Source organism: Streptomyces sp. NPDC002125 (assembly GCF_053593715.1).
This window is the reverse complement of record NZ_JBSFDD010000065.1, coordinates 1-5264: the sequence shown is the minus strand read 5'-3', so window position 1 is coordinate 5264 and position 5264 is coordinate 1. Positions and strand designations below refer to the sequence as shown.

The window sequence follows — 5264 nt, the reverse complement described above, 5'->3', positions numbered from 1 at the left end:
CCACGCCCCGCCAGGCCGGCAGCGATGGCCTGCGACCGCAACGCCACCACCCGGGCACCATCCTCCAAAGACAGCCCACCCGCCACACAGGCCGCGGCGATCTCACCCTGCGAATGGCCCACCACCGCGGAGGGCAGGACGCCGTACGACTGCCACAGCTCGGCCAGCGACACCATCACCGCCCATGAGACCGGCTGCACCACATCCACCCGCTCCAACGACGGCGCACCCGGAACCCCACGCACCACCGCGTCCAGATCCCAGTCCACGAACGGCGCCAACGCCCGCCCGCACTCCGCCATCCGCTCCGCGAACACCGGCGCCACATCCAGCAGACCCACCGCCATACCCGCCCACTGCGAACCCTGACCCGGGAACACGAACACCACCCGGTCACGCCCCTCAGCGACGGAACCCTCGACCAGACCCGGGGTGGACATGCCACTAGCCAAGGCGCCCAGGCCCTTCACCAGGCCCTCGTGGTCGGGGGCCACCACAACAGCGCGGTCCTGAAGCGCGGCACGGCCCGAAATCAGCGTGCGCCCGACACCCGCCGGCGACAGCCCACCATCGGTCTCCACATATGACAGCAACCGCGCAGCCTGCCCTCGCAAAGCGTCAACCCCACGCCCTGAAACCACCCACGGCAGGGCAGCCGGCACCGCCGCCGGAGCAACCGGATCCGAATCCTCAGCAGCGTCCGGCTCCGGAGCCCGCTCCAGGATGACGTGCGCGTTGGTACCGCTCACACCGAACGACGACACACCCGCACGACGCGGACGCCCCTCACCCTCCGACCACTCACGCGCCTCCGTCAGAAGCTCGACCGCACCCGCCGACCAATCCACCTTCGACGACGGCTCACCCACATGCAGGGTGCGAGGAAGAACCCCATGCCGCATCGCCTGGACCATCTTGATCACACTGCCCACACCCGCAGCAGCCTGCGCGTGGCCGATGTTCGACTTCAACGACCCCAACCACAACGGCCGGCCGGCCGGACGATCCTGACCGTAGGTGGCCAGAAGCGCCTGCGCCTCGATCGGATCACCCAACGTCGTCCCCGTGCCGTGCGCCTCCACCGCGTCCACATCCGCCGCGGACACCCCCGCATTCGCCAGCGCCGCACGGATCACCCGCTGCTGCGACGGACCATTCGGCGCCGTCAGACCATTACTCGCACCGTCCTGATTCACCGCCGAACCACGCACCACCGCCAGCACCGGATGACCGTTACGCCGCGCATCCGACAACCGCTCCAGCAACAACATCCCCGCACCCTCACCCCAACCCGTACCGTCCGCCGTGTCCGAGAACGACTTGCAGCGGCCGTCGACGGACAGCCCGCGCTGCCGGCTGAACTCCACGAACACCGACGGCGTGGACAGCACGGTCACGCCACCCGCCAGTGCGAGCGTGCACTCACCACTGCGCAGCGCCTGCACCGCAAGATGCAGCGCGACCAGCGACGACGAGCACGCCGTGTCCACCGTCACAGCAGGGCCCTCAAGACCAAGCGTGTACGCCACACGACCCGAAGCGATGCTGGCGGCGCTGCCGTTGATGAGGTAGCCCTCGAACTCGTCCGCTGTGCCGCCGTAGATGCGCGCCGCCCCGTAGTCGTCGTACATCACGCCCGCGAATACGCCCGTCCGGGTTCCTCGCACCGAGAGCGGGTCGATTCCGGCCCGCTCGAAGACCTCCCAGGAGGTTTCGAGCAACAGGCGCTGCTGCGGGTCGATCGTCATGGCTTCGCGTGGGCTGATCCCGAAGAACTCCGGGTCGAACTGGTCCGCGTCGCGGAGGAATCCGCCCTCGCGGGTATAGGACGTGCCCTTGTGCTCGGGATCGGGGTCGTAGAGGCCGTCGAGGTCCCAACCGCGGTTGTCCGGGAATCCGGACACGGCGTCTCCGCCGGACGACACGAGGTCCCAGAGGTCACCCGGAGACTCCACGCCACCCGGGTAGCGGCAGCTCATCGCGGTGATCGCGATGGGTTCGGAGCCTGCTTCCTCCAACTGCTGCAGTCGCTGGCGGGCCTGGTGCAGATCCCCGGTGACGCGCTTCAGATAGGTCCGAAGCTTTTCCTCGTTCGACATCCCCGCTGTCCCTCTCAGTGTTTCAAGAATTCACGCCGCGCCGGAGGTCGACCCGAGCGGTCCGGCAACGCCGGGGGCTCACATCTGTTCGTCGATGAAGCTGAAGAGGTCGTCGTCGCTTGCCGACTCGAGTTGGTCGGTCACGGACACAGCAGCAGCGGAAGACGCAGGCGCCCCCGAGGTGCCGTGGCTTCCACCACCCGGTGCGCCTGCGTCACACCGCGCGAGGAGCTCCAGCAATCGGGACTGGATGCGTCCTCGGAACGGATCGTCCCCGGTCAGGGAGGTGAGTACGGATTCCAGCGCGTCGAGCTCTCGGAGTCCCTGATCGATCGGCGACATCGCGTCGGGCGGGCTGAGCTCTGCCGTCAGGTGGGCTGCCAGGGCGCCGGGGGTCGGGTAGTCGAAGATCAGGGTCGCGGGCAGCCGCAGCCCGGTGGCTCCGTTGAGCAGATTGCGCAGTTCCACCGCGGTCAGCGAGTCGAAGCCGAGGTCCTTGAAGTGCCGCCCCGCCTCGACCCCCGCGGGTGTGGCGTAGCCGAGGGCCGTAGCGGCATGGGTCCGCACGAGGTCCAGCAGGGCCCGTCGCCGCTCGTCCTCGCCGAGCTCCGCGAGCCGCTGCCGCAAGCCCTCAGCGCCTCCGGCCGCCGCCCCGGCACCCGTGACCGAACCGGGCTCGGCACGGCCGTCAGCGCCCGCGGTCGACCTGGCCGCGGCGGGACGGCGCACCAGCCCCCGTAGCACCGCAGGAATTGTCTGTCCCTGGGCACCTGCGCGCAGCGCGGCCGTGTCCAGTCGCATCGGCAGCACCACCGCGTCGCTCACCGTCCGGGCCGCGTCGAACAGCGCCAGCCCGCGTGCGGACTCCAGCGCGGCGATGCCCATGCGGGACAGCCGCTGTACGGCCCCCTCGCCGAGCCGCTCCGTCATCCCGCTCCGCTCCGCCCACAGGCCCCAGGCGAGCGCCTGAGCCGGCAGGTTGCGCGTGTGGCGGTGGTGGGCCAGGGCGTCGAGGAACACGTTGGCCGCCGCGTAGACGCCCTGGCCTGCCGTGCCGAGCGTGCCGGCCGCCCCGGAGAACAGGATGAACGCGGACAGGTCCAGGCCCTCGGTCAGCTCGTGCAGGTGGAGGGCGGCGTCCACCTTGGGCCGCAGCACCCGCTCGATCTGCGCCTGTGTGATGGTCGTCATGACCCCGTCGTCCAGTACACCGGCCGCATGCACGACCGCTGTGAGCGGATGAGCGGCGGGTATACCGGCGAGCACATCCGCTAGCGCCTCGCGGTCGGCGGCATCACAGGGGGCCAGTGTCACCTCCGCCCCCTGGGCGGTCAGGTCGGTGCAGAGTTCGGCGGCGCCGTCGGCCGCGAGCCCGCGACGGCTCAGCAGCAGCAGTCGACGTACTCCGTGTTCGGACACCAGGTGCCGGGCGATCATTGCGCCGAGTGCGCCGGTAGCGCCGGTGATCAGAACGGTGCCCAGCGGATCGAAGGCGAGGCCGTCGTCCCCGTCGTCCTGTGCCGGCGGAGTCGGGGACTTCTCCGACAGTGCCGGGGCCACGCGTGCCACGCGCGGGAGGAGTATCTCACCGTCGCGCACCGCGAGCTGCGGCTCGTCGGTCGCCAGCGCGCCGGGCAGAGCCAGACGGGACGCTTCGGCGCCGTCGAGGTCGACCAGGACGAACCGGCCGGGGTTCTCCGCCTGCGCCGACCGGATCAGGCCCCACAGCGGCGCGTTCAGCAGGTCGGGATGCTCTCCCGAGCTCACCACCACGGCACCCCGGGTGAGGAAGACCAGTCGGGTTGCGGCAAAGCGGTCCTCGGCGAGCAAGGCCCGCATGGTCGTCAGTGCGTCTGCCAACGCGGTACGTACTCCCGCTGCCGCCCCGTCGATGTCCCGGTCGGTGCCATGACCGGACACGCAGGCGACCAGCACCACGTCCGGCACGGCCGCCCCGCCCGCCTCGATGGCCCCGGCCAGCGAGGCGAGGTCGGGGTATGCCTCCAGACCCGTGTACGGTCCGCCCGCTTCTGTGAGCTCGACGCGCAGTTTGAACTCGTCCGGGCCGACCAGGGCCACCGCCCCGTGCCCTCCCGCTCCGAGCACCGTCGGCAGAGCCTGGCGCGACGGCTGCCACTCCACACGGAACAGTTCGTCGCCGCGCCTGCCGGCCTCGAACCCGCCGGGCTCGACCGTTCGCAGGACGAGGGACTCGATCTCCGCGACGGGCTGTCCCTCGTGGTCGGCCACCGTCACCGAGACGGCATCGCCGCCCGCCGGGGCCAGCACCACGCGTACCCTCGTCGCGCCGACAGCGCTCACGGACACGCCACGCCACGCGAACGGCAGTCGCACCGTGGTCCGATCCGCGTAGAAGTCACCCAGCCGCAGCCCGTGGAGTGCCGCGTCCAGCAGCGCCGGATGCAGCGCCGTCCTTGACGCCTCCGCCTGCTGCTCCTCCAGCAGCGCAGCCTCGACGAAGACCTCGTCGCCGCGCCGCCATGCCGCCTGTACGCCCTGGAAGGCCCGTCCGTAGTCGTAGCCGGTGTCGGCGAAGTCCTCGTACAGGTCGTCCGTTGCGACAGCCACCGCACCCTCAGGAGGCCACACCGTCAGATCTCGTGCGGGTGCAAGTGCCTGGGTCTCGGCCACGGCCATCACACCGGCGGCGTGCCGTGTCCACTCGTCACCGTGTTCGGAGCCATCTGGCCGCGAGTGGATACTCACGTCGCGCCGGCCGGACTCGTCCGGGGCGCCGACCGTGACCCGCAGCCGGATCCCTCCTGCCTCGGGAAGGACGAGTGGAGTCTGGAGGGTGAGCTCTTCGACGGTGCCGCATCCGACCTGGTCGCCGGCCGCTGTCACCAGTTCCACGAAACCGGTCCCCGGGAACAGCACCGTGCCCGCGACGGCATGATCCGCCAGCCACGGATGCGTGCGCAGCGACAACCGGCCCGCGAAGACGACCGCACCCGATTCCGGCAGCTCGACCGCTACGCCCAGCAGAGGGTGCTCGGCCGGCTCCAGTCCAAGTCCCGCCACCGCCCCGGACGCGCCGGATCCCGTCTCCAGCCAGTAGCGTTGGCGTTGGAAGGCATACGTCGGCAGATCCACCCGCGACGCACCCGCCCCCACGAACGCCGCAGACCAGTCCACATCCACACC

The 5264-nt window shown here is 70.6% G+C and carries 2 protein-coding genes; both read right to left on the bottom strand.

Annotation, left to right across the window (positions count from 1 at the left end; genetic code table 11):
- Positions 1-2099 (bottom strand): type I polyketide synthase (locus ACWCQM_RS40715; RefSeq protein ID WP_450920102.1); only part of this gene is annotated, 2099 nt, incomplete at its 3' end.
- Between the two features lie 78 nt (positions 2100-2177).
- Positions 2178-5264 (bottom strand): SDR family NAD(P)-dependent oxidoreductase (locus tag ACWCQM_RS40710; protein WP_450920101.1); only part of this gene is annotated, 3087 nt, incomplete at its 5' end.